This window comes from Mycobacteriales bacterium (assembly GCA_040902655.1).
Taxonomy (GTDB): Bacteria; Actinomycetota; Actinomycetes; order Mycobacteriales; family SCTD01; genus SCTD01.
Genome location: JBBDWV010000051.1, coordinates 52691 through 75309, shown reverse-complemented (window position 1 = coordinate 75309; position 22619 = coordinate 52691). Strand labels below are relative to the sequence as shown.

Sequence of the window (22619 nt, the reverse complement as noted above, 5' to 3'; positions counted from 1 at the left end):
CGGCCGGCGCACCGCCGTGTCGCCGGCCGACGAGAAGCGCGCCGACCTCGCCGTGGGCAGCTCGCCGGCCCACGGCACCGCCGGCGTCCACTAGCTAGCCCCTGCGTCCTGCTGTGCGCCGCCTGCGCCGCTCCGCTGAGCATGACGCAATGCGCAGAAGAGATCAGCCGGCGGCGGCGTCTCGCTCCCGCGCCCGCAGGGACCGCACCACGCCGTCACGACCCTCGAGCAGCAGGCGCGCGAGCGCCGGCGGCACGTCGCCCGCGGCCAGGTAGGCATCCGTGCGTTCCACCACGGCAGGCGAGACCAGCAGCGAGGGGTAGAGGCCGACGACGATGTTCTGCGCCATCTCCGCGGTACGCGTCTCCCAGACGGCGCCGACCACCTCGAAGTAGGGCTCGACGAACCGCTCCAGCAGCGGCAGCTGCTCGGCCGACCAGAAGCCGCCGATGACCGCCGACTGCACCGCGTTGGGGACGCTGTCGTCCTCGACGGCCAGCCGCCAGGCCTCGTCCTTGGCCGCGGCGGTCGGTCGCGCCGCCCGGGCCGTCGCGGCGTGCCGCTGGCCGGCCGCCGTTGCGTCGCGGGCCAGCTCGGCGTCGATCGCGGCGTCGCCGGCCCGGCCGAGCACGACCAGGCGGTGCAGCAGGTGCCAGCGCAGGTCGGTGTCGACGTCCAGGCCGGGGAGCGAGGCGGAGCCGTCGCGCAGGCCGCTCAGCAGCGCCAGGTGCGGGTCGGACGAGGCGACGGCGGCCAGCGCCCGGACCCAGGCCAGTTGCAGGTCACTTCCCGGTACTGCCGAGAGCAGTGCATCTGCTGCCGCAGCGGCCAGCAGGGCCCGGCCGACCGGGGCCCACGCCGGGTCGGCGAACAGCGTCAGCGCCGACTGCGCCTGGCGCAGCAGCGACTGCACGACGCCGATGTCGCCCTCCCGGCCGATGCCGGCCAGCACCGTCGCCAGGAAGTTGCGGGCAGGCATCTCGGCGTCCCGCGTCATGTCCCACATCGCCGCCCACGCCAGCGCGCGCGGCAGCGACTCCTCGACGTCGCCCACGTGCCCGGTCAGGGTGGCGAGCGATCGGTCGTCGAGCCGGATCTTGGCGTAGGTCAGGTCGTCGTCGTTGACCAGGACGAGATCTGGCTGCCGGCACCCCACGAGCGCGGGCACCTCGGTCTTCGCGCCCACCACGTCGAGTTCCTCGCGGCAGGTGCGTACGAGGCGGCCGCCGACGAGGTCGTAGAGGCCGACGGCGACCCGGTGCGAGCGCAGCGTCGGCCACTCCTCCGGCGCCTCCTGCTGCACCGCGAACGCGGTGAAGACGCCGTCGCCGTCGGTCTCGAAGGCGGCGCGCAACGTGTTCACGCCCGCCGTCCGGAGCCACTGCGCGGACCAGTCGGTCAGGTCCCGGCCACTGGCCTGCTCGAGCGCGCCGAGCAGGTCGGCGAGCACGGTGTTGTCGTACTCGTGCGTCGGGAAGTAGGTCTGCAGCGCAGCCATGAACGCGTCCTGGCCGACCCACGCGACGAGCTGCTTGAGCACCGAAGCGCCCTTGGCATAGGTGATCCCGTCGAAGTTGACCTTCACGGCCTCGATGTCGGCGATGTCGGCGGAGATCGGGTGCGTCGAGGGGAGCTGGTCCTGCCGGTACGCCCAGGTCTTCTCCGTGTTGGCGAAGGTCGTCCAGCCGCGCGTGTAGCGGGTCGCCTCGACCATGCACAGCACCGACATGTAGGTGGCGAAGGACTCGTTGAGCCACAGGTCGTCCCACCAGCGCATGGTCACCAGGTCGCCGAACCACATGTGGGCCATCTCGTGCAGCACCGTCTCGGCCCGCCGCTCGTACGCCGCGTCGGTCACCTTGGAGCGGAAGACGTAGTCCTCGAGGAAGGTGACGCACCCGGCGTTCTCCATCGCGCCGGCATTGAACTCCGGCACGAACAGCTGGTCGTACTTGCCGAACGGATAGCGGTAGCCGAAGACCCGGTGGTAGAAGTCGAAGCCCTGCTTGGTGACCGTGAACAGGTCGTCGGGGTCGAGGTGCTGCGCCAGCGAACGGCGGCAGTAGATCCCCAGTGAGATCCCGTCGTGCTCGTCGTGCACGGAGGCGTACGGCCCTGCCACCAAAGCCGTGATGTACGTCGACATCCGGGGCGTCTCGGCGAAAATCCACCGGCCGGTCTCGCCCTCGGCCGGCCGGTCGACCACGGCGCCGTTGCTCACGCAGACCCAGTCACCGGCGGCCTGCACCGCCAGGCGGAACGTCGCCTTGAGGTCGGGCTGGTCGAAGCAGGCGTACATCCGGTGCGCGTCGAAGGTCTCGAACTGCGTGTAGAGGTAGACCGAGGAGTCCACCGGGTCGACGAAGCGGTGGACCCCCTCGCCCGTGCGCATGTAGGCAGCGTCGGCCTCGACGACCACCTCGTTGTCGGCGGCGAGCCCGGTCAGCGCGATCCGGTTGCCGTCGAAGGCCGCGGCGGCAAGCGGCTCGCCGTTGAGGGTGATCGAGCGGACGGTCGGTGCCGTGAGGTCCAGGTGCGTGGCGGCGCCGGGTTGCGCACAGCGGAAGCGGACCGTCGAGGTGCTGCGGAAGGTGCCCTCACCCGGCGCACCCGCGCCGTCGGTCAGGTCCAGTTCCACGTCGTACGAGGAGACGGTCAGCAGGCGGGCGCGCTGGGCGGCCTCGTCCCGCGTGAGGTTGTTCGGGGTGCCGGTCACACTCCCGAGTCTTCCACGCACCCCGGCCGGGTCCGGGGGGCGCGGTCACGGCCCGGCGTCCGGAGGTGCCCCCTGAACCGGCCCCCTCGTTTGCGCATGCAAGGATGGAGTGCATGACTGACGACACCACCCGCATCGACTTCTGGTTCGACCCGCTGTGCCCGTGGGCGTGGATCACCTCCCGCTGGATGCTGGAGGTGGAGAAGGTCCGCCCCGTGTCGGTGTCCTGGCACGTCATGAGCCTGTCGGTCCTCAACCACGGCCGCGACCTGCCCGAGGACTACCTCGAGACGATGAAGCTGGGCTGGGGACCCGTGCGTGTCTGCATCGCGGCACAGCAGGCCGGCCACGACCTGCTCCCGCTCTACGAGGCCTACGGCGAGCGGATCCACCACCGCAAGGTGGAGCTGTCCGACCCCTTCCTGCACGAGAGCGCACTGGAGGCAGCCGGTTACCCGGTCGAGCTGGCCAAGGCCGCCGGCGACGCGTCCTGTGATGCGGCGCTCGAGGAGAGCCATCACCGCGGCATGAACCCGGTCGGCATGGACGTCGGGACCCCAGTGATCCACGTCGAGGGAGTCGCCTTCTTCGGTCCGGTGCTCTCGCGGATCCCGCGCGGCGAGGAGGCCGGCCGGGTCTGGGACGGTGCGCGGCTGCTCGCCGCGTTCCCGCACTTCTACGAGCTCAAGCGGACCCGCACGGAAGGTCCGCAGTTCGACTGATCGCGCCGCACGTACTGTCGAGGATCCAGTCTTCGACCCCCGGGAGCGGCAGTGCAGGGCAAGGACGTGTTCTTCCTCGACGGTCAGTGGGTGCCGGCCACCGGCCGTGCGCCGATCCCCGTCGTCAACCCCGCCACGGAGGAGCAGGTCTCCGCTGTCCCGGCCGGTGCGCAGGAGGACGTCGACCGCGCGGTCGACGCCGCTCGCGCCGCGTTCCCGGGCTGGGCGGCCAGCACGCCGGCGGACCGGGCCGCGCTGCTGGCCGCGGCCGCCGACGCGCTCGAGGCGCGCACCGACGAGGTCGCCGCTCTCATCACGAGCGAGATGGGCACGCCGCTCGGCTTCAGCAAGGCGGTGCAGGTCGGCAACCCTGTGAAGGTTCTCCGGTCCTACGCCGAGATCCTCGGCGGCTACGCGTTCGAGCAGCAGATCGCCAACTCGTTGGTGGTCAAGGAGCCGATCGGTGTGGTCGGCGCGATCACCCCGTGGAACTACCCGCTGCACCAGGTCGTGGCGAAGGTCGCCGCGGCGCTCGCCGCCGGCTGCACCGTGGTCCTCAAGCCGTCCGAGGTCGCGCCGCTGTCCGCCTACGCGCTGGCCGAGGTCTTCGAGCAGGTCGGCCTGCCGGCAGGCGTCTTCAACCTGGTCACCGGCCTCGGCCCGGTCGTGGGTGAGGCGATCGCCGCGCACCCCGACGTGGACATGGTCTCTTTCACCGGCTCCACCACCGCCGGCAAGCGCGTCATGGCGGTCGCCGCCGGCACCGTCAAGAAGGTCTCGCTGGAGCTCGGCGGCAAGAGCGCCTTCCTCGTGCTCGACGATGCCGACCTCGGCAAGGCCGTCAAGGTGGGGCTGGCCAACTGCTTCATCAACGGCGGCCAGACCTGCACCGCCTGGACCCGGATGCTGGTGCCGGCGGGGCAGTACGACGAGGTGCTCGAGCTGATCCGTGCGGCCGCCGCGAAGTACCCGGTCGGTGAGCCGCTGGCCGAGGGGACCCGGATCGGGCCGCTGGCCAGCGCCACGCAGTACGAGAAGGTGGTCGGCTACATCGAGCAGGCCGTGGCCGACGGCGCGACGGTCGTGGTCGGCGGTCCCGAGCGGCCCGAGGGGCTGGAGCGCGGCTTCTACGTCCAGCCGACGGTGCTCGCCGGCGTCACTCCCGGCTCCCGGATCGAGCAGGAGGAGGTCTTCGGGCCGGTCCTCGCGGTGATCCCGTACGCCGACGAGGACGAGGCCGTCGACATCGCCAACGGCACGCCGTACGGGCTCTCCGGCGGGGTGTTCTCCGGCGACCAGGAGCGGGCGGTCGCGGTGGCCCGGCGGATGCGTACCGGGATGGTGGACGTCAACGGTGGGCGCTTCAACCCGCTCGCGCCGTTCGGCGGCTACAAGCAGAGCGGCAACGGTCGCGAGCTGGGGGAGTACGGCCTCGAGGAGTTCCTGGAGGTCAAGTCGCTGCAGCTGTGACCTGGTGGGGCAGACTGCCGGCCATGCGTGTGCACCTGGGATCCGACCATGCCGGCTTCGAGCTCAAGCTGGTGATCGCCGCTCACCTGGCCGGGCTGGGCCATGAGCTGGTCGATCACGGCCCGGCGGAGTACGACGCCGACGATGACTACCCGACCTACGTGCTGCGGGCCGCCGAGGCGACGGCCGCCGAGCCGGGCAGCCTCGGCGTGGTGATCGGCGGCTCGGGCAACGGCGAGGCGATCGCCGCGAACAAGGTCAGGGGCGTGCGCTGCGCGCTGGCCTGGAGCACCGGGATCGCGCAGCTCGCCCGCGAGCACAACGACGCCAACGTCGTCAGCCTGGGGGCCCGGATGCACGACGAGGCGACCGCGCTGGGTATCCTCGAGACCTTCCTGTCGACCGGGTACAGCGACGAGCAGCGGCACGCCCGCCGCATCGCCATGCTGACGGAGTACGAGACGACGGGCGCACTCCCGCCGCTGTAGCCGGGCCCTTCCGGGCTGAAGTCGACCCGGGCCGCTGTGCCGCCGGGATAGGTTCACCGCGATGACCATCACAACGGTGCAGCGCCGGCCGCACGTCCTCGGCGGCGTGTGGACGGTGGCGCTGGCCCTGCCCCGCTCCGTCACCCGGCTGCGCCACGATCCCCCCCCCGAGCGGCTGGCGCTGCTCGGCCTGGTGGTCCTCTCGGTGCTGGTGGTCGCTGCGGGCCGGTTGCTCGGCCCGAGCCTGGTCCCGCCCGGCGTCCAGATCCTGCCGCTGCTCGGAGGGGGCCTGCTGCTCGGCCCGACGACGATGCGGGTGCTCCTGGCGGTGGTGGCGCTGTGCCTGGCCTATGACGTGGCGACCCTGGGCGTGGAGGTCGTGCGGCTGGGGGCCCTGGTCACCGTCCTGCTCACCGGAGTGGTCGCGCACGAGTTCACCCGCTCCCGGCAGGAGACCGGGCTGGCGGGCTCGACCGGTGACACCTTCCTGGTGGATCTGCGCGAGCGGCTGCAGCGGCAGGGCCAGCTACCGCCGCTGCTCCCGGGCTGGGCGGGTGAGGCGGTGATCCGGCCGGCCGGCGGGGCGCCGTTCGCCGGCGACTTCGTGGTCAGCTCGCTGACCGACTGCGGCCGGACCCTCGAGCTCGCGCTGGTGGACGTCTCGGGCAAGGGCATCGAGGCCGGCACCCGGTCCCTGCTGCTCTCCGGAGCACTCGGCGGGCTGCTGGGCTCGCTGCGGCCGGAGGAGTTCCTGCCGGCGGGCAACCGCTACCTGCACCGGCAGGCCTGGGACGAGGGCTTCGCCACCGCCGTGCACCTCGTGCTCGACCTCGAGACCGGCGCCTTCGTCGTCGAGTCGGCCGGGCACCCGCCGGTCGCGCATTTCGACGCCGGCAGCGGGCGCTGGCGCCTGCTGAGCGCGGAGGGCCTCGCGCTCGGGCTCGTGCCGGCCGTGACCTACGTCGGGGAGAGCGGCCGGCTCGGCCCGGGAGATGCGCTGCTGCTCTACACCGACGGCCTCGTCGAGATCCCCGGCCGCGACCTGGACGTGGGCATCGACAAGCTGCTCGGTGAGGCCGAGCGGCTGGTGCCGCAGGGCTTCACCGGCGGGGCCGACGTGCTGGTCCGGCGGGTGGCGAGCGGCGGCAGCGACGACCGGGGTCTCGTGCTGCTCTGGCGCACCCGCTGAGCCGGTGCGTCCGGTCCGCCGGCGCGGGACCGCTCCCACCTGGGACGCAATGCCCTCAGCGGTGGGCGAGGCGGGCGACCGGGCGGCGGTCGTGGCTCAGCCGGACGGGGCGGTCCCGCAGGGAGGCAACCGCCCGCAGGTAGTCCGACCGCCGGACCAGCACCTGCCCGAGGCCGGCCAGATGCCCGGTCTCCTCCTGGGTGTCGATCAGCCGGCAGCCGGCCTCGAGGACGCGGGAGCACAGCTCGACCAGCGCCACCTTCGAGGCGTCGGTCTCGCGGTGGAACATCGACTCGCCGCAGAACACCGAGCCGACCAGCACGCCGTACAGCCCGCCGACCAGCCGGTCGCCGTCCCAGACCTCGACGCTGTGGGCGCCGCCCGCGCGGTGCAGCTCGCCGTACCCCTGGCGCATCCGGTCGGTGATCCAGGTCCCCTCGACCCGGACGGCGCAGCCCGCCACCACCTGGTCGAACGCGGCGTCCACCGTCGCCTCCCAGCCGCAGCGGCGCAGCCGGGCGCGCAGCGACCTGCGGACCACCACCTCGTCCGCCAGCAGCACCGCGCGGGGGTCCGGCGAGCACCAGGGGATCAGCGCGTCCTCGCCGGGCAGCTGCGGCACGACGCCGCGGCGCACCAGCCGGCGGGCCGAGCGCTGCAGGCTCTGCTCGTTCTCCCCGGACGACGGCCAGGGAAAGACGCCCGCACGGTAGGCCGAGAGCAGCGTAGCCGCGTCCAGGGTCCCGCCGAGCGCGATGAGGCTGTGCGGCGCTCCCGCGACGTCGAGGTCCGCGAACGGGTCGGCGTACGGGGCGGCCATCCCGCCCAGGCTATCGGCTCCGGACGCTGCGTCCCCGGCCGCAGGAGGAGCCGGCGGGGCGTAAAGCCTCCCTACCCGTCCGGCCGAGCCATACGCTCCTGTCAGCCGCGCCCACGTCCTGGCGCCGAGCCGACCTCCGGAGGGTCCATGCCGACCGAGACGCTGCCCGAGCACTCCGCCGCCCACCCCCGGGAGCGGGACCTGCTCGACCTGCTGGACGTCCTGTCGGCACTGTGCGACGGCAACTTCGCGGCCCGTGCCGAGCCCCGCGACGGCCTGGCCGGACAGGTCGTGGAACGGGTCAACCACCTCGCCGGACTGCAGGAGCGCCGCACCCGCGAGCTGGTCCGGGCCAGCCGGGTCATCGGCCGCGAAGGCCGGATGACCGAGCGGCTGGACGAGGTCGGCGCCGAGGGTGACTGGTCCACGGGCGCAGCGGCCGTCAACAGTCTGATCGACGATCTCGTCCGACCGACCACCGAGGTGGCGCGCGTCATCGCCGCCGTGGCCGAGGGAGACCTGTCGCAGCAGATGGCGCTGGACATCGCCGGGCAGCCGGTCAAGGGGGAGTTCCTGCGCATCGGCGCCACCGTCAACACCATGGTCGACCAGCTGTCCTCCTTCGCCGACGAGGTGACCCGGGTCGCCCGCGAGGTCGGTACGGAGGGCAAGCTCGGCGGCCAGGCGCAGGTGCGTGGGGTGTCCGGCGTCTGGCGCGACCTCACCGAGTCGGTGAACTCGATGGCCGGCAACCTGACCAGCCAGGTCCGCAACATCGCCCAGGTCACCACCGCGGTCGCGCAGGGCGACCTCTCCCAGAAGATCACGGTCGACGCCCGGGGGGAGATCCTCGAGCTGAAGTCGACCGTCAACACGATGGTCGACCAGCTGAGTTCGTTCGCCGACGAGGTGACCCGGGTTGCCCGTGAGGTCGGTACGGAGGGCAAGCTCGGCGGCCAGGCGCAGGTGCGCGGGGTGTCCGGCGTCTGGCGCGACCTCACCGACTCGGTGAACTCGATGGCCGTCAACCTCACCGACCAGGTCCGCAACATTGCCCATGTCGCCACCGCGGTCGCCCGCGGCGACCTGAGCCAGAAGATCACGGTCGACGCCAAGGGGGAGGTCGCGGCGCTCGCGCAGACGCTCAACACGATGGTCGACCAGCTGTCCTCCTTCGCCGACGAGGTGACCCGGGTCGCCCGCGAGGTCGGCACGGAGGGCAAGCTGGGCGGCCAGGCGGCGGTCCCCGGCGTCGGCGGCACGTGGAAGGACCTCACCGACTCGGTGAACTCGATGGCCGGCAACCTCACCAGCCAGGTCCGCAACATCGCGCAGATCGTCACCGCCGTCGCCCGCGGCGACCTCAGCCAGAAGATCACCGTCGACGCGGCCGGCGAGGTCGCGGCGCTGGCCGACACGATCAACAGCCTGACCGACACGCTCGAGCTGTTCGCCGAGCAGGTCACCACGGTCGCCCGCGAGGTCGGCACCGAAGGCAAGCTCGGCGGGCAGGCCGAGGTGCCGGGCGTGGCGGGCACCTGGAAGGACCTGACCGACAACGTCAACTCCATGGCGAGCAACCTCACGGCACAGGTGCGTGACATCGCGCAGGTCACCACCGCGGTGGCTCGCGGCGACCTCTCGCAGAAGGTCTCGGTGGACGTCAAGGGCGAGACGCTCGAGCTGAAGTCGACGATCAACACGATGGTGGACCAGCTGAGCTCGTTCGCCGACGAGGTGACGCGGGTGGCCCGCGAGGTCGGTACGGAGGGCAACCTCGGCGGGCAGGCCCAGGTCAGGGGGGTGTCCGGCACCTGGAAGGACCTGACCGAGAACGTCAACTCGATGGCGTCCAACCTGACCAGTCAGGTCCGCAACATCGCCCAGGTCGCCACCGCCGTCGCCAGGGGCGACCTGAGCCAGAAGATCACTGTCGACGCCCGCGGTGAGATCGCGACGCTCGCCGAGACGATCAACACGATGGTGGATCAGCTGAGCTCGTTCGCCGACGAGGTGACCCGGGTGGCCCGTGAGGTCGGTACGGAGGGCAACCTCGGCGGGCAGGCCCAGGTCAAGGGGGTGTCGGGCACCTGGCGAGACCTCACCGAGAACGTCAACTTCATGGCCGGCAACCTGACCAGCCAGGTCCGCAACATCGCCCAGGTCACCACGGCCGTCGCGCAGGGCGACCTGTCGCAGAAGATCACGGTCGACGCCAAGGGCGAGGTGGCCGCGCTCGCCAAGACCATCAACACGATGGTGGACCAGCTGAGCTCGTTCGCCGACGAGGTGACCCGGGTGGCCCGCGAGGTCGGCACGGAGGGGCGGCTCGGCGGTCAGGCGCAGGTGAAGGGGGTGTCCGGCACCTGGCGTGACCTGACCGACAACGTGAACTCGATGGCGGCCAACCTGACCGGCCAGGTCCGCAACATCGCCTCGGTCGCCACCGCCGTCGCCAGGGGCGACCTGAGCCAGAAGATCACGGTCGACGCGCAGGGCGAGATCCTCGAGCTGAAGAACGTGGTCAACACGATGGTGGACCAGCTGAGCTCGTTCGCCGACGAGGTGACCCGGGTGGCCCGCGAGGTCGGCACGGAGGGGCGGCTCGGCGGTCAGGCGCAGGTGCAGGGCGTGTCCGGCACCTGGCGTGACCTGACCGACAACGTCAACTACATGGCCTCCAACCTGACCGGCCAGGTCCGCAACATCGCGCTCGTCACGACCGCTGTCGCCCAGGGCGACCTGAGCCAGAAGATCACGGTCGACGCGCAGGGTGAGATCCTGGACCTCAAGAGCACCGTCAACACGATGGTCGACCAGCTGAGCTCGTTCGCCGCCGAGGTGACCCGCGTCGCCCGCGAGGTCGGCACCGAGGGCCAGCTGGGCGGCCAGGCGACCGTCGCCGGCGTCAGCGGCACCTGGCGGCACCTGACCGAGAACGTCAACCAGCTGGCCGGCAACCTGACCACCCAGGTGCGCGCCATCGCCGAGGTGTCCACCGCGGTGACCCGCGGGGACCTGACCCGATCGGTCAACGTCGAGGCGCAGGGCGAGGTCGCCGAACTCAAGGACAACATCAACCAGATGATCGCGAACCTGCGGTCGACCACCGAGATCAATGCGCAGCAGGACTGGCTCAAGAGCAACCTCGCCCGCATCGGTGGCCAGCTGCAGGGCCAGCGCGACCTCGACGCCGTCACCCAGATGATCATGAGCGAGGTCACGCCGGTCGTCGAGGCCGTGCAGGGAGCCTTCTACCTCGTGGACAGCCCCGAGGGCCGGATCAAGCTGCGGCGCGCGGCGTCGTACGGCGCCGAGTCGACCGAGGACGACCGCACCTTCTTCGCCGGAGAGGGGCTGGTCGGCCAGGCCGCGGTGGAGAAGAAGCCGATCCGCGTCCGGGACGTGCCGCCGGACCACCTGCGGGTCCGCTCCGGGCTCGGCGTCTCCACGCCGGCCGACCTGTTCGTGCTGCCCGTGTTGTTCGAGGAGCAGGTCCTCGGGGTCATCGAGCTGGCGTCGTTCAGCCGGTTCGACGAGGTGCACGCCGGCTTCCTCAGGCAGCTGGTCGAGACGATCGGCGTGGTCCTCAACACGATCATCGCCAACGTCCGCACCGAGGAGTTGCTCGCCCAGTCGCAGCGGCTGGCCAAGGAGCTGCAGGTCCAGTCGGTCGAGCTGCAGCGGACCAATGCCGAGCTCGAGGACAAGGCGCGGCTGCTCACCGAGCAGTCCAACGACCTGGAGATCAAGAACCGCGAGATCGAGATGGCTCGTCTGGGCCTGGAGGAGAAGGCCGAGCAGCTTGCCCTGTCCTCGCAGTACAAGTCGGAGTTCCTGGCCAACATGAGCCATGAGCTGCGCACTCCGCTGAACAGCCTGCTCATCCTGGCCGAGCTGCTCGCCGACAATCCGCAGGACAACCTGACGGACAAGCAGATCGAGTTCGCGCGCACCATCCACAACGCCGGCTCGGACCTGCTGGCGCTGATCAACGACATTCTCGACCTGTCCAAGGTGGAGGCGGGGAAGATGGACGTGCGACCGGCGCCGGTCGTGCTGTCCGAGGTCGGGGAATACGTCGGCGTCACCTTCGGCCCGCTGGTCGAGCAGCAGGGTCTCGAGCTGGTCGTCGAGTTCGAGGACGGCCTGCCGGCAACCATCGTCACCGACGAGCAGCGCCTGCAGCAGGTGCTGAAGAATCTGCTGTCCAACGCGCTGAAGTTCACCGAGGCCGGCAGCGTGCGACTGCGCGTACACCGGCCGCGGGCCGACCTGACCTTCACCACGCCCAGCCTCAGCGAGGCTGCGGGCGTGGTGGCCTTCAGCGTCTCCGACACCGGCATCGGTGTGCCGGGCGAGAAGCTGGAGCTGATCTTCGAGGCCTTCCAGCAGGCCGACGGCACCAACAGCCGCCGCTACGGCGGCACCGGTCTGGGGCTGTCGATCTCCCGCGAGATCGCCCGTCTGCTCGGAGGTGCCATCGAGGTCAGCAGCCAGACCGGCAAGGGCAGCACCTTCACGTTGTACGTTCCCGTGGAGCACCACTCTCCGGTCGACGGGCAGCCGGCGCTCTCCGGCGACGACGTGCAGGGAGAGCTCCCGCAGACGCCGATGATCACCCAGGAGCCGCTGGTGCCGCAGCAGGTCGACCCACTGCCGCCGGGAGCCGAACCGCTGCAGGGCGCGACGGTGCTGGTGGTCGACGACGACGTCCGGAACGTCTTCGCCCTGACCAGCGCGCTCGAGCTGCACGGGATGCAGGTGCTCTACGCCGACAACGGCGCCGACGGCATCGCGCTGCTCGGACAGCGCCCGGACGTCGACCTGGTCCTGATGGACGTCATGATGCCGGGCATGGACGGTAACGAGGCCACCGCGCGGATCCGCAGGATGCCCGAGTACGACGGGCTGCCGATCGTCTTCCTCACGGCGAAGGCGATGCCGGGCGACCGGGACCGGAGCCTGGCCGCCGGAGCGTCGGAGTACGTCACCAAGCCGGTCGACCTGGAGCGGCTGCTGACCGTGATGCGCTCCTGGTTGGCGCCGCGGAGTACGGAGCGCCCCTGATGGCCGGCCGCTCCGCGAAGATCCTGCTGGTGGACGACCGGCCGGAGAACCTCCTGGCGCTCGAGGCGATCCTGCAGGGGCTGGGCCACGAGCTGCTCAAGGCCAACTCCGGGGAGGAGGCGCTCAAGCGCCTGCTCGTCGACGACGTCGCTCTGATGCTGCTCGACGTCCAGATGCCCGGCATGGACGGCTTCGAGACCGCCGCGCACGTCAAGCGGCGCGAGAAGACCCGCGACATCCCGATCCTGTTCCTGACCGCGATCGACGGTGAAGCGCACCAGGCCTTCCGCGGCTACGCCGCCGGTGCGGTCGACTACCTGGCCAAGCCGTTCGACCCGTGGGTCCTCAAGGCCAAGGTCGGCGTCTTCGTCGAGCTGTACGAGCGGCGCAGCGAGCTGGCCGCCCAGGCCGACGAGCTGCGCCGCCAGCTGGCCCGCTACGACGCGGCCGGGCTCGGGGAGCTGAGTGCCGCGGCCTGTGCGGCCGTCGAACGGGCCTGCGCGGCCGCACCCGACGGGGCCGACCTGACCGACGCGCTGCAGGAGGCGGCCGCCGCGGCGAGGGCGCTGAACCGGGCGGTGCTCGCCCTGCGCGCGGCGCCCGTCGGTTCGGAGCGGGGCCGGTGACCGCAGCCCTCACGACCCTGCCGGCGGAGGACCGTTCCCCCGCGGTGGCCCGCCGGGTGGTCCACGCGGCGCTGCTGGACGCCGGCCTCGAGGTGGTGCTCGACGACGCGCTGCTGCTGGTCACCGAGCTGGTCACCAACGCCGTCGTGCACGCCGGCACCGATTTCGTGCTGTCCGTCGACATCGGCGCCGGCACCGCCCGGATCGAGGTCCTGGACCACGGGCCGGGCACGTTGCCGATGCAGGGCGCGGACCCGGCCGACGGCACCCGCGAGGGAGGGCGGGGGATCTTCCTGCTCGACGCGCTGGCGCAGGAGTGGGGCACCCGGCACTTCTCCGGTGGGAAGTCGGTGTGGTTCGAGCTCGGCGTGGCCGACCGGGCCCTGCCGCGAGCGCTGCCGCGGGCGTTGCCGCTGCGCCCGGCGCCGCCCGGGGCGCCGGCGCCGCCGGTGGTCTCCTGGCTGCTCGGCCTCCCGGCCGACCTCGAGGAGCGGCTCAGCCCGACCCAGCTGCTGGGTGAGCTGCTGCACCGGCTCTGCGGTGCGATGGGGCTCCAGCAGGGCTGGCTGATCGCCGAGTCCGTCAGCGACGCCTCGTCCTGGTCGACGGTCGCGGCGCACGACGCCGGAACCCCGCCGCCGGAGGTGGAGCTGGTGCGTCGGCTCGCGCGGGACGGTGTCGACCAGGTGGTGACCGGCGGAGCGGGCCTGCTCGTCCTGCCGCTGCGTCGGCGTACCGGCGTCTTCGGTGCGCTCGTCGTCGGCGACGCCGGACAGCTGGACGAGACCGGGGTGGCGCTGGCCCGGCTGGTCGGCGACCGGATGGGCGTCGTCCTGCGCGACGACCGGGCGCACGCCGCATCGTTGCGCGACCGGGGGTCGCTGGCGCTGCTGGCCGAGGCGAGCGAGCTGTTCGCCGGCACACTCGACGTGACACTCGCGGTGACCCTGGCCGCCCAGCTCGTCGTGCCGCGCTTCGCCACCTGGTCGGCGGTCTACATCGGCGACGAGCACGGGCCCCGGCTGGCTGCGCTCGCCCATCGCGACGAGGCCGGGACGGCGAAGCTGCGGGACGTCCTCACCGAGGACGCCAGTCTCGCCCTGGCGCACGCGCTCGTGCGCGACCTCGACGACCGGCCGCTGCTCGTCCCGCCGCGCGACCTGCCCGCGTCGCTCGCCGGCACGGCAGGGGAGGTCCTCGCCGTGCCGCTGGTCGCCCGGCGGCGCCTGCTGGGGGTGCTGCTCGCCGGGCGGACACCCGGAGCCGGCTATGCCCGCGACGACCTCGGCCTGCTGCTCGACCTGGCCCGCCGCGCGGCATTGGCCGTCGACAACGCGCGGTTGTACGAGGAGCGGACTGCCATCGCGCAGGCGCTGCAGAGCTCGCTGCTGCCGCCGGAACTGCCGGACCTCCCCCACGTCGAGTTCGGCGCACGCTACGCCGCGGCCGGTGAGGGCAACGAGGTCGGCGGTGACTTCTACGACGTGTTCGAAGTTCCCGACGGCTGGGCCGTCGCGATCGGTGACGTCTGCGGCAAGGGCCCCGAGGCCGCCGCCATCACCGGACTGGCCCGCAACGTCCTGCGGCTGCTCGGCCGCGAGGGCACGCCGCCGCCGGAGGTGCTGCACCGGCTCAACGCGGCGATCCTCGACCTGGGCGAGCGCGGCCGCTTCTGCACGGCGACGATGGCCACCGTGCGGCCGGTGCAGGACGGGCTCGAGGTCTGCCTCTCCGCTGCGGGCCACCCGCCGCCCGTGCTCGTGCACCCCGACGGCCGCGCCTCGTTCGTCGGTACCAGCGGCAGCCTGCTCGGCGTCTTCCGCGAGGTCGAGGTGGCCGGCGACGACGTGCTCCTGGCCGCCGGCGACGCACTGGTCTTCTACACCGACGGCGTCACCGAGCGCCGCAGCGGCGACCGGATGTTCGCCGACGACAGCCTGCTCGCGCTGTGCGCCGCCGCGGCCGGTAGCTCCGCCGACGAACTCGCTGGTCGGCTCGAGCAGGCCGTCCGCGACTTCGGTGACGAGCCGTCCCGCGACGACCTCGCGGTGCTCGTGGTACGGGCGACCGGCGGCAGCGGAGGATCCGACCGGCCACCGCGCAGCCGGCCCCACTAGCGCCGCCGCAGCCCGTCGAGCGGCCACCAGGTCGGAGCCGCTCCCTCCGCGGCGGCCAGCAGGAGTACGGCGCTGGCCAGCAGTGCGCTCAGCACGGCGACGCCCGCCGCCGCGCTGGGGGTGGCGGTCACCAGCGCGCGGCGCAGCACCTGCCGGGTCCTTCGGTGTCCGCGCCGGGACAGGCAGCTGACCAGCGCCACGGTCGTCGCCGTCGCGGCCGTCAGTTCGGGCCGCTCCAGCCCGTTGAACGTCGGGTCCAGCAGCCACACCAGACCCGCCGGGACCGCGGCGACAGCGGCCAGCAGCGGCAGGCTGACCAGGGTGTCCAGCAGCGACGCCAGCAGGTGCCAGGGCGCGCCCAGTGCGGCGACGACCGGGTCGCGGCGCCGGTCGCCGCGCCGCTCGCGGCGCAGCGCCAGCCGGTCGGAGCTGCGGCCGGCGGCCCGCAGCAGCACCACCGCGGCGAAGGCGGTGGTCGCGGTCACCACCGGGGCCACCAGCGTGCCGGTGACCACGACCGCCAGCGCCGCCGTGCCGGTCGCGAGGAGTTGGGCAGAGCGGCCGGGGGACGGTACGGGTCGGCAGTCCTCCTCGTCCCACGGCACGAGCGGGTCCTGGTCGTACGGCGATTCCTCATCCGGCGACCTGCCGTACCCGCCGTGCTCGCGGGGCGACCCGGCGTAGGCGACCTGCCGAACGCCGGGCACGTCGAGCACCGCGGTCCGCAGCGGCTGCAGGCCGTCGCCCGCCAGCAGCGCCGTGGCGTCGACGTCGCGCGGCAGGTGCAGCGCGCTCGTCTCTGCCCGGGAGGCGCCGCCGAGTTCCCTGAGCAGGTCGGTCGCGCTCGGCCGGTAGCGGGCATCCGGGCGCATGGCCGCTTCGATCAGCGTCAGCAGCTCGTGCGGGAGCCCCTCGAGATCGGGCGACTCGTGCACGATCCGGTAGAGGACCACCTCAGGGCGACCGGTGCCGTACGGCGGGCGACCGGTCCCGGCCAGCGCCACGGTGGCGCCCCAGGCGTGCACGTCGACGGCCGGTGTCACCGGCAGGCCGCTCACCTGCTCCGGCGCGAGATAGCCCGGGGTACCGACCAGCAGGCCGCTGCGGGTCAGGGCGGTGACGTCGGCGGCGGTGGCCAGCCCGAGGTCGATGACCTGCGGCGAGCCGTCGAGGACCAGCACGTTTCCCGGGGTCAGGTCGCGGTGGACGACGCCGGCTCCGTGCAGCGTGGCCAAGGCGTCGGCCAGGCCGCGGGCGAGCTCATGCAGCGCGTCGCCGGTGAGCGGTCCGCGTGCCGTCACCAGCTCGTCGAGCCGCTCGCCCGGCACGAAACGCGTCACCAGGTAGGGCAGGTCGGCGTCGACGTCGGCGTCGAGCACCTCGACGACGTGCGGCCCGCGGACCCGCCGCAGCGCGTCGAGTTCGTGCCGGAAGCGCTGCCGCGCCACAACGTCGGCCACGCTGTCGCGGAGGATCTTCACGGCCACGGCCCGCTCGTCCGGCGAGACGCCGAGAAAGACGGTGCCCATGCCGCCCTGGCCGAGACGGCCGAGCAGGCGGTGCGGTCCGATGCTGACCGGGTCGTACGCCCGCAACGGGGTGAGCGGCACAGCGCCTCCCCTGGGCCGCCGGGTCCTGGAGGCCCGAGGCTAGCCCGCCGGGGTTGGTCGTTCCGCTGCGCGCCGCGCCGGCGATGGGCCACGATGGCGACGTGTCCGGCCCCTCCCACGACGACCTGCGGCGGCTCGCCGTCTGGTTGGCGCGTCGCCGTGAGGTGGACGAGATGATGGCGGTGCTGACGCAGTACGGCCCGACGGCCAGTGAGCGGGTCGCCAGCCACCTGGCGGCACTGGACGTGCTGCTGGACGCCGAACGCGAGGCCTACACCCGCTACGCCCAGGGGGCGCCAGTGGTGCCGCAGAAGCCCCTGCCGATCGTGCTGCCGGAGGACGAGGACGAGACGCCGCCCAACGTGCGTTCGCTGGCGGTCGCCCGGCTCGTCCGCCACGAACCCTGACCACCCGGGCCTGCGTAGGCCCGGGTGGTCGGGCGTCGTGGTCCGACCTGGACGGGAGGAGTCGTCGTGGTCAGACCGGACGCGGGATGGGTATCCGTGTCAGTCGCTCTGCTCAGCCGGCTCCGAACTCTCGCCCCCCGAGGCCTCCGGACCGTCGTCTTCCGGCTCGGACTCGAAGACCCGGCTGGCGCGAACGTCTGCTTCCGTCAGCGTCATCAGGTCGTCCTTGGTGACCGGCCCGTCGGTGGACACCAGCCGGTCCGCCTGGCGCAGCCGGCACCGTTCCAGCGCGTTGCGTACGCTGCGGCCGTTGGCGAACCGCGGCATCTGCAGGCGCCGGTCGAGGTACTCGGCGAACGCCTCCTTGGCACCGTCGTCGAAGCGGTAGTCGTCGCTGGTCAGCAGCGCCTCCGCGATCTCGGTCAGCTCGTCCTTCGTGTAGTCCTGGAACTGGATGTGGTGCGCGACCCGCGAGCTCAGACCGGGGTTCGAGGAGAAGAACTTCTCCATCCGGTCTTCGTAACCGGCGAAGATCACGACCAGTGAGCCGCGCTCGGACTCCATCTCCTGCAGCAGGATCTCGATGGCTTCCTGGCCGTAGTCACGTTCGTTCTCGGGCCGGTGCAGGTAGTAGGCCTCGTCGATGAACAGCACGCCGCCGGCTGCCTTGGCCATCGCCTCCTTCGTCTTCGGAGCCGTGTGCCCGATGAACTGGCCGACCAGGTCCTCTCGCGTGACGGCGTGCACCTTGGGTACCCGCAGGTAGCCCAGGGCGTGCAGGATCTCGGCCATCCGCAGGGCGACCGTCGTCTTGCCGGTGCCGGGGCCGCCGGTGAAGCTCATGTGCAGCGAGGGCTTGCTCGACGACAGGCCGAACTGCGCCCGTGCCCGGTCGACCGTCAGCAGGGAGGCGATCTCCCGGATGCGGAGCTTGACCGAGGCAAGACCGACCAGATCGGCGTCGATCTTGTCGAGCACCTCACGGACCCGCGTCGCTGCCTCGTCCTCGCGCAGGTCCACCTTCGCGTCGGGATCCAGCTGGGTCGGTGCGTCGACCTCAGCGGCGGAGGCCGGCTTGTCGGCGTCCGACCTGCCCCCGCCCGCGGCCCCGCCCGGAGGCGGGGCCGTTCCGGGTCGGTGCATCTGGAACCCGGACGGTGCCTCGGGGCTCATGACGAGCCGTCACCGCGCGGGTACCGCCCGCCGGCCGGTGTCTCGGTGGCGTAGGCGTGGAACGTGTAGCGCTGGTTGCGCCCGTCGCTCTCGCTGCGGTCCAGCCGGAAACCGGGCTCGTGCTTCGGTCGCTGGACGAGGAAGCTCAGGGCCGTCGTCTGCCGGCCGAGGGACGCGTCGTAGGCGAGCACCCGCACGTAGTGGTTCGGGAAGGTCGCCCGGCACTCGTTGATCTCGCGCAGCACGCCGTCCGGCTCGTCGAGGTCGAACAACGGCAGGCCCCACAACTCCCAGTAGACGTTGCGCGGGTGCGGGTCGTCGGTGTACTCGATGGAGACCGGCCAGCCGTTGAGCAGGGCGTAGCGGACCTGCGAGGCGATCTCGTCGTCGGTGAAGTCGGGCAGGTAGGAGAACGTTCCGTGGCGAAGCAGCATGTCGGCTCCTAGACGCTTGCGGTCGGGACGGAATCGGGGGCGTCGGTCGAGGTGTAGTCGAAGGTCACGTCACCCCAGGTGTCCAGCGCCACCTGGAGCGGACGGTTCCACTCGGCCGCCTTCTTGAGGATCTCGGGACCCTCCTTGAGGAAGTCGCGACCCTCGTTGCGGGCCTTGACGACCGTCTCGAGCGCGACCCGGTTGGCCTCCGCGCCGGCCGCGATCCCCATCGGGTGCCCGATCGTGCCGCCGCCGAACTGCAGGATCACGTCGTCACCGAACAGGTCCAGTAGTTGGTGCATCTGCCCGGCGTGGATGCCGCCGGAGGCGACCGGCATGACCCCGGGCAGGCTCGCCCAGTCCTGGTCGAAGAAGATGCCGTTGCCGGGATTGGTCGGTACGTGCTGGTCGCGCAGCACGTCGTAGTAGCCCTTGGTGGTGGCGGGGTCGCCTTCGAGCTTGCCGACGACGGTGCCGGCGTGGATGTGGTCGACACCGATCAGGCGGCACCACTTGCCGATGACGCGGAAGCTCACGCCGTGCGTCTTCTGCCGGGTGTAGGTCGCATGGCCGGCCCGGTGCAGGTGCAGCAGCATGCTGTTGGCCCGTGCCCAGCTGGCCATCGACTGCATCGCCGTGTAGCCGACGGTGAGGTCGATCATGATGATGACGCTGCCGAGCTCCTTGGCGAACTCCGCCCGCTCGTACATGTCCTCCATGCTGGCGGCGGTGACGTTGAGGTAGTGCCCCTTCATCTCGCCGGTCTCGGCGATCGCGCGGTTCACGCCCTCCATGCAGTAGAGGTACCGGTCGCGCCAGCGCATGAACGGCTGCGAGTTGATGTTCTCGTCGTCCTTGGTGAAGTCGAGGCCGCCGCGGCAGGCCTCGTAGACGACCCGGCCGTAGTTGCGGGCCGACAGCCCCAGCTTGGGCTTGGTCGTGGCGCCCAGCAGCGGGCGGCCGTACTTGTTGAGCATCTCGCGCTCCATGACCGTGCCGTGGGCCGGGCCCTGGAAGGTCTTGACGTAGGCGACGGGGATGCGCATGTCCTCGAGGCGCAGCGCGCTCAGGGGCTTGAAGCCGAAGACGTTGCCGATGATGGAGGAGGTGAGGTTCGCGATCGACCCCTCCTCGAACAGGTCGATGTCGTAGGCGATGTAGGCGAAGTACTCGCCCTCGCGCCCGGGCACCGGGTCCACCCGGTAGGCCTTGGCCTGGTAGTGCTCGTTGGCGGTCAGCCGGTCGGTCCACACGACGGTCCAGGTCGCGGTGGACGACTCGCCGGCCACCGCCGCGGCGGCCTCGATCGGGTCGACCCCTTGCTGCGGCGTCACCCGGAACACCGCGAGGATGTCGGTGTCCTTGGGGATGTAGTCCGCGTTGTAGTAGCCCATGCTGCGGTAGCTGTGTACACCTGGATCCCAGCGGTTCGGCTCAACGACCTCGTCGATCGACATGCGGCTCCTCCAGTCCGTCCGCCCGGTGTGCCCGGGCTGGTCGGTCCCCACCATGCCTCCGGCCTTGTTGATGTGTCCAGTGAGTGTTCGCAGTGTTAGCTTGAGTGTTCACTCAAGTACGGAGGAGGGCCGATGACGCCGGCGCGACTGCGGACGTTCCTCGCCCTCGTCCAGTGCGGCTCGGCCCGGGCCGCGGCGGCGCAGTTGTCGGTGACGGAGTCGGCAGTCTCCGCGTCGCTGGCGGCGCTGAACGGCGAGGTCGGGGTGAAGCTGTTCGAGCGCACGGGCCGCGGGCTGGCGCTGACCGAGGCCGGTTCGGTCTTCGCGCAGTACGCGCGCCGCATCGTCGGACTGATGGAGGAGAGCGTTGCCGCTGCGCGGCGGGGTGTGGCGGCAGAGCACGGCAAGCTGCGGCTGGGAGCGGTGACGACGGCGGGGGAGTATCTCGTTCCGGGCCTGCTGGCGTCGTTCCGGCGCAGCTACCCCCACGTCGAGATCACGCTCGACGTGGGGGTTCGCGACCGGGTCTTCTCGCTGCTGGCCGACCACCAGCTCGACGTGGCGATCGGGGGCCGCCCGCTGCCCGGCCGGGGGCTGGTCAGCCGGGCCACGCGCTCGAATTCCCTCATCCTGGTCGCCGCCCCGGGGGGCCGTACCGAGGTCGCCAAGGCCACCTGGCTGTTGCGCGAGCCCGGCTCGGGCACGCGCGACACGACTCTCTCGCTGATCGGCGCGCTCGAGATCTCGCCGTCGGTACTGACCCTCGGTTCGCACGGTGCGGTCGTGGCGTCCGCAGTACTCGGCCTGGGCATCACGGTGGTGTCCACCGACGCGGTTCGCCAGCACCTGCGCAGCGGCGAGCTGCAGCCCCTGACCGCCCGGGGAACCCCGCTGAGGCGGCCCTGGCATGCCGTCACGACGGCTGAGCCGACGGCCACCGCCCGGCTGTTCCTCGCACACCTGACGGACGGCCGGGCCGCCGGGGAGCTGGCCTTTCGTCCAGGACGGCTGTCGGCCGGTGCGCCGGCGTCCGCCGGCTGACAGCAGGCCGGGGTGAACGGGTCTCACCCCGTCCGCCGCCCGCAGGGGTGAGGTGGCCGTCCGGCGCGGGTGGCTACGTTGCGCTGCGGGTCACGCCGCACGGACGCTCACGTCCACGGCCCGCGAAGACGCTCGGCCGCGTCGGAATCGTCCGCCGTGGCTGCCGGCGATCAATGGAGGAGAGGCGGCCCGACCGTGGCAGACATGCGGAAGACCCTCACGCGCTACACGATCGAGGAGGAGCACCGGCACTCGGACTCCACCGGTGACTTCTCCGGCCTGCTCAACGCGGTGGCGACGGCCGCGAAGGTCATCGCCAACCAGGTGAACAAGGGTGCCCTCATCGGGGCGCTGGGTAGCGCCGACGCGGAGAACGTCCAGGGCGAGGTGCAGAAGAAGCTCGACGTCATCAGCAACGAGGTGATGATCGGCGAGACCGAGTGGACCGGTCACCTGGCCGCGATGGGGTCGGAGGAACTCGAGGATTTTTACCCGATTCCGGCGCGCTACCGCCGGGGGAAGTACCTGCTGGTCTTCGACCCGCTGGACGGTTCCAGCAACATCGACGTGAACATCTCGGTGGGCACGATCTTCTCCGTCCTGCGCAGCCCGAATCCAGGTGCGGAGCCCAGGGTGGAGGACTTCCTGCAGCCGGGCGTGGAGCAGGTCTGCGGTGGCTTCGTGCTCTACGGCCCGTCCACCCTGCTCGTCCTGACGACCGGCAACGGTGTAGACGGCTTCACCCTCGACCGGGACATCGGTGCCTTCGTCCTCACCCACCCGCAGATGCGCGTGCCGGAGGAGGCGGAGGAGTTCGCGATCAACGCCTCGAACGAGCGGTTCTGGGAGCCGCCGGTCCGGCGTTACGTCCAGGAGTGCCTGGAGGGCAGGACCGGCCCCCGGGCCAAGGACTTCAACATGCGGTGGATCGCCTCGCTGGTCGCCGAGGCGTTCCGGATCCTGACCCGCGGCGGCGTGTTCCTCTATCCGCACGACAGCAAGGACCCGAGCCGCCCCGGCCGGCTGCGCCTGATGTACGAGGCGAACCCGATCTCCTTCGTCATCGAGCAGGCCGGAGGGGCGTCGAGCACCGGCCGCGAGCGGGTCATGGAGATCGTGCCGGAAGGACTGCATCAGCGCGTCCCGCTCGTCTTCGGCTCCCGCCACGAGGTGGAGCGGATCGAGCAGTACCACCACGAGCACGTCGAGCCCTTCGGGGACGTGTTCGACACCTCGATGTTCAACACGAGGTCCCTGTTCCGCAGCTGAGAAGGAGCAA

General features: G+C 71.7%; 16 protein-coding genes. 10 read left to right on the top strand and 6 right to left on the bottom strand.

Going from position 1 to position 22619, the window contains the following annotated elements:
• Positions 1 to 163: 163 nt before the first annotated feature.
• Complete coding sequence (pepN, locus tag WD794_14500; GenBank protein MEX2291519.1) at positions 164 to 2716, bottom strand: aminopeptidase N; 2553 nt, start codon at positions 2714 to 2716, stop codon at positions 164 to 166.
• A gap of 113 nt (positions 2717 to 2829) precedes the next feature.
• Here pepN and WD794_14495 point away from each other — a divergent pair, with 113 nt between their 5' ends.
• The 4 genes from WD794_14495 (at position 2830) to WD794_14480 (ending at position 6585) form a co-directional block, all read left to right on the top strand.
• Positions 2830 to 3438 (top strand): disulfide bond formation protein DsbA, encoded by a 609-nt coding sequence (locus tag WD794_14495; GenBank protein MEX2291518.1) that lies wholly within the window; start codon positions 2830 to 2832, stop codon positions 3436 to 3438.
• A 51-nt stretch (positions 3439 to 3489) separates the two neighbouring features.
• Positions 3490 to 4908, top strand: coding sequence for an aldehyde dehydrogenase family protein (locus tag WD794_14490; protein MEX2291517.1), 1419 nt, complete (start codon positions 3490 to 3492; stop codon positions 4906 to 4908).
• A gap of 23 nt (positions 4909 to 4931) precedes the next feature.
• On the top strand, positions 4932 to 5396 hold the full coding sequence (locus tag WD794_14485; GenBank protein MEX2291516.1) for a ribose-5-phosphate isomerase: 465 nt from the start codon (positions 4932 to 4934) through the stop codon (positions 5394 to 5396).
• Between the two features lie 61 nt (positions 5397 to 5457).
• Positions 5458 to 6585, top strand: a complete 1128-nt coding sequence (locus WD794_14480) for a PP2C family protein-serine/threonine phosphatase (protein MEX2291515.1) — start codon at positions 5458 to 5460, stop codon at positions 6583 to 6585.
• Between the two features lie 55 nt (positions 6586 to 6640).
• On the opposite strand, the gene aat is transcribed toward WD794_14480, so the two are convergent.
• Positions 6641 to 7405 carry a leucyl/phenylalanyl-tRNA--protein transferase gene (aat, locus tag WD794_14475; protein MEX2291514.1) on the bottom strand — a complete coding sequence of 255 codons (765 nt, stop codon included), beginning with the start codon at positions 7403 to 7405 and terminating at the stop codon, positions 6641 to 6643.
• A 147-nt stretch (positions 7406 to 7552) separates the two neighbouring features.
• Between aat and WD794_14470 the strand changes: the two genes are divergently transcribed.
• Genes WD794_14470 through WD794_14460 form a run of 3 tightly spaced genes read left to right on the top strand, consistent with a single transcriptional unit; the run spans position 7553 to position 15218 of the window.
• Entirely contained in the window at positions 7553 to 12475 is a 4923-nt protein-coding gene (locus WD794_14470) for a HAMP domain-containing protein (GenBank protein ID MEX2291513.1), read from the top strand.
• Entirely contained in the window at positions 12475 to 13101 is a 627-nt protein-coding gene (locus tag WD794_14465; GenBank protein ID MEX2291512.1) for a response regulator, read from the top strand. Before WD794_14470 ends, WD794_14465 begins: the two co-directional genes overlap by 1 nt.
• Positions 13098 to 15218 (top strand): SpoIIE family protein phosphatase, encoded by a 2121-nt coding sequence (locus WD794_14460; protein ID MEX2291511.1) that lies wholly within the window; start codon positions 13098 to 13100, stop codon positions 15216 to 15218. Before WD794_14465 ends, WD794_14460 begins: the two co-directional genes overlap by 4 nt.
• Here the strand turns inward: WD794_14460 and WD794_14455 are convergent.
• Complete coding sequence (locus WD794_14455) at positions 15215 to 16828, bottom strand: serine/threonine-protein kinase (GenBank protein ID MEX2291510.1); 1614 nt, start codon at positions 16826 to 16828, stop codon at positions 15215 to 15217. The two genes, WD794_14460 and WD794_14455, sit on opposite strands and share 4 nt — an antisense overlap.
• A gap of 101 nt (positions 16829 to 16929) precedes the next feature.
• Here WD794_14455 and WD794_14450 point away from each other — a divergent pair, with 101 nt between their 5' ends.
• The gene (locus WD794_14450) at positions 16930 to 17235 is read left to right on the top strand and encodes a hypothetical protein (GenBank protein MEX2291509.1); all 306 of its coding nucleotides are present in this window, start codon (positions 16930 to 16932) and stop codon (positions 17233 to 17235) included.
• A gap of 99 nt (positions 17236 to 17334) precedes the next feature.
• On the opposite strand, the gene WD794_14445 is transcribed toward WD794_14450, so the two are convergent.
• From WD794_14445 to WD794_14435, 3 genes are read right to left on the bottom strand one after another with little or no spacing between them, the layout of a single operon-like run.
• The gene (locus WD794_14445) at positions 17335 to 18408 is read right to left on the bottom strand and encodes an AAA family ATPase (protein MEX2291508.1); all 1074 of its coding nucleotides are present in this window, start codon (positions 18406 to 18408) and stop codon (positions 17335 to 17337) included.
• The gene (locus WD794_14440) at positions 18405 to 18842 is read right to left on the bottom strand and encodes a ribulose bisphosphate carboxylase small subunit (protein MEX2291507.1); all 438 of its coding nucleotides are present in this window, start codon (positions 18840 to 18842) and stop codon (positions 18405 to 18407) included. Before WD794_14440 ends, WD794_14445 begins: the two co-directional genes overlap by 4 nt.
• 8 nt (positions 18843 to 18850) lie before the next feature.
• Positions 18851 to 20299, bottom strand: a complete 1449-nt coding sequence (locus tag WD794_14435) for a form I ribulose bisphosphate carboxylase large subunit (GenBank protein MEX2291506.1) — start codon at positions 20297 to 20299, stop codon at positions 18851 to 18853.
• A gap of 132 nt (positions 20300 to 20431) precedes the next feature.
• Here WD794_14435 and WD794_14430 point away from each other — a divergent pair, with 132 nt between their 5' ends.
• Both WD794_14430 and WD794_14425 read left to right on the top strand, forming a co-directional pair.
• The gene (locus tag WD794_14430) at positions 20432 to 21340 is read left to right on the top strand and encodes a LysR substrate-binding domain-containing protein (protein ID MEX2291505.1); all 909 of its coding nucleotides are present in this window, start codon (positions 20432 to 20434) and stop codon (positions 21338 to 21340) included.
• A 204-nt stretch (positions 21341 to 21544) separates the two neighbouring features.
• Positions 21545 to 22609: a class 1 fructose-bisphosphatase gene (locus WD794_14425; protein ID MEX2291504.1), complete on the top strand. Its 1065-nt coding sequence runs from the start codon at positions 21545 to 21547 to the stop codon at positions 22607 to 22609.
• Positions 22610 to 22619 lie beyond the last annotated feature (10 nt).